This is a genomic window from Actinoplanes sandaracinus (assembly GCF_030009775.1).
Lineage (GTDB): Bacteria > Actinomycetota > Actinomycetes > Mycobacteriales > Micromonosporaceae > Actinoplanes > Actinoplanes sandaracinus.
In genome coordinates, this window is the sequence record NZ_JASCTH010000082.1 from 1 (window position 1) to 2,769 (window position 2,769).

A 2,769-nucleotide genomic window follows, 5' to 3' on the forward strand; every position below is an offset into this window, starting at 1 on the left:
TTGTAGGGGTGATGGCGTGCCTTTTGAAGAATGAGCCTGCGAGTTAGTGGCATGTGGCGAGGTTAACCCGTGTGGGGAAGCCGTAGCGAAAGCGAGTCTGAATAGGGCGCTTTTAGTCGCATGCTCTAGACCCGAAGCGGAGTGATCTAGCCATGGGCAGGTTGAAGCGTGGGTAAGACTGCGTGGAGGACCGAACCCACCAACGTTGAAAAGTTGGGGGATGACCTGTGGTTAGGGGTGAAAGGCCAATCAAACTCCGTGATAGCTGGTTCTCCCCGAAATGCATTTAGGTGCAGCGTCGCGTGTTTCTTGCCGGAGGTAGAGCACTGGATGGTCTAGGGGGCCCACAAGCTTACTGAAATCAGCCAAACTCCGAATGCCGGTAAGTGAGAGCGCGGCAGTGAGACTGCGGGGGATAAGCTTCGTAGTCGAGAGGGAAACAGCCCAGATCGCCAGCTAAGGCCCCTAAGCGTGTGCTAAGTGGAAAAGGATGTGGGATCGCATGGACAACCAGGAGGTTGGCTTAGAAGCAGCCACCCTTTAAAGAGTGCGTAATAGCTCACTGGTCAAGTGGTTCCGCGCCGACAATGTAGCGGGGCTCAAGCACACCGCCGAAGCTGTGGCATTCACACATTAACTTCGCTTGTCGATTTAGTCGGCTGGTGCAGGTGTGTGGATGGGTAGGGGAGCGTCGTATGGCGGGTGAAGCGGCGGAGTGATCCAGCCGTGGACGCCATACGAGTGAGAATGCAGGCATGAGTAGCGAATGAAGGGTGAGAACCCCTTCCGCCGAATGACCAAGGGTTCCAGGGCCAGGCTAATCCGCCCTGGGTGAGTCGGGGCCTAAGGCGAGGCCGAGAGGCGTAGTCGATGGATAACGGGTTGATATTCCCGTACCCGCAAAAGAGCGCCCAAGACGAACCTCATAGTACTAACCACGCAAAGCGCCGGCGACCTTCGGGTCAAGGGTGTGGAGTCTGGGACCTCTGTGGGTAGTAGTTTAGCGATGGGGTGACGCAGGAAGGTAGATGATCCCGGCCGGTGGTTGTGCCGGGGTAAGCGTGTAGGCCGATGTGTAGGCAAATCCGCACATCATTAAGGTTGAGACGTGATGCCGAGCCGTTCTGGTGAAGTCATTGATCCTATGCTGCCGAGAAAAGCCTCTAGCGATGTTCTGAGCGGCCCGTACCCGAAACCGACACAGGTGGTCAGGTAGAGAATACCGAGGCGACGGGTGAACTGTGGTTAAGGAACTCGGCAAATTGCCCCCGTAACTTAGGGAGAAGGGGGGCCGGACGCGTGACGGCACTTGCTGCCTGAGCGTGGTATGGCCGCAGAGACCAGGGGGAAGCGACTGTTTACTAAAAACACAGGTCCATGCCAAGTCGTAAGACGATGTATATGGACTGACGCCTGCCCGGTGCTGGAACGTTAAGGGGACCTGTTAGCTCTTCGGGGCGAAGCGGAGAACTTAAGCGCCAGTAAACGGCGGTGGTAACTATAACCATCCTAAGGTAGCGAAATTCCTTGTCGGGTAAGTTCCGACCTGCACGAATGGCGTAACGACTTCCCCACTGTCTCAACCACAGGCCCGGCGAAATTGCAGTACGAGTAAAGATGCTCGTTACGCGCGGCAGGACGGAAAGACCCCGGGACCTTTACTATAGCTTGACATTGGTATCTGAATTTAATTGTGTAGGATAGGTGGGAGCCGGTGAAGCTCGGACGCCAGTTCGGGTGGAGGCAATGTTGAAATACCACTCTGTTGGGTTTGGGTATCTAACTTGCGGCCCTGATCGGGTCGAGGGACAGTGTCTGGTGGGTAGTTTAACTGGGGCGGTTGCCTCCTAAAGGGTAACGGAGGCGCCCAAAGGTTCCCTCAGCCTGGTTGGCAATCAGGTGTTGAGTGTAAGTGCACAAGGGAGCTTGACTGTGAGACTGACGGGTCGAGCAGGGACGAAAGTCGGGACTAGTGATCCGGCACTTGCGAGTGGAAGCGGTGTCGCTCAACGGATAAAAGGTACCCCGGGGATAACAGGCTGATCTTCCCCAAGAGTCCATATCGACGGGATGGTTTGGCACCTCGATGTCGGCTCGTCGCATCCTGGGGCTGTAGCAGGTCCCAAGGGTTGGGCTGTTCGCCCATTAAAGCGGTACGCGAGCTGGGTTTAGAACGTCGTGAGACAGTTCGGTCCCTATCCGCCGTGCGCGTTGGATACTTGAGAAGGGCTGTCCCTAGTACGAGAGGACCGGGACGGACGAACCTCTGGTGTGCCAGTTGTTCCGCCAGGAGCATGGCTGGTTGGCTACGTTCGGAAGGGATAACCGCTGAAAGCATCTAAGCGGGAAGCCTGCTTCGAGATGAGGTATCCCACCACCTTGAGTGGGTAAGGCTCCCAGCTAGACTACTGGGTTGATAGGCCGGAGATGTAAGCACGGTAACGTGTTGAGTTGACCGGTACTAATAAGCCGAGGGCTTAACCATCTTATACATTGCGCTTGCGTCCACTGTGTGATTCACAGCAAACGAACAACCACCCCTGATGGTGGTGGACCGGTGACGGTTCACTGCGGTGAGGGTTGCTGGTTGTGGTTTCGCTGATGGCTGTTTCGGTGGTCATAGCGGAGGGGAAACGCCCGGTTACATTCCGAACCCGGTAGCTAAGCCCTCCAGCGCCGATGGTACTGCACTCGTGAGGGTGTGGGAGAGTAGGACGCCGCCGGACTCAACGTGATGAAAGGCCCACCCCACACGGGGTGGGCCTTTCT

At 56.5% G+C, this 2,769-nt stretch carries 2 rRNA genes; both read left to right on the forward strand.

Annotated elements, in window-relative coordinates:
* Positions 1–2,485, forward strand: a 23S ribosomal RNA gene (locus QLQ12_RS46715); the annotation flags it as partial.
* 124 nt (positions 2,486–2,609) lie between these two features.
* Positions 2,610–2,726: ribosomal RNA gene (gene rrf / locus QLQ12_RS46720) — 5S ribosomal RNA — on the forward strand.
* The last annotated feature ends 43 nt before the right edge of the window (positions 2,727–2,769 follow it).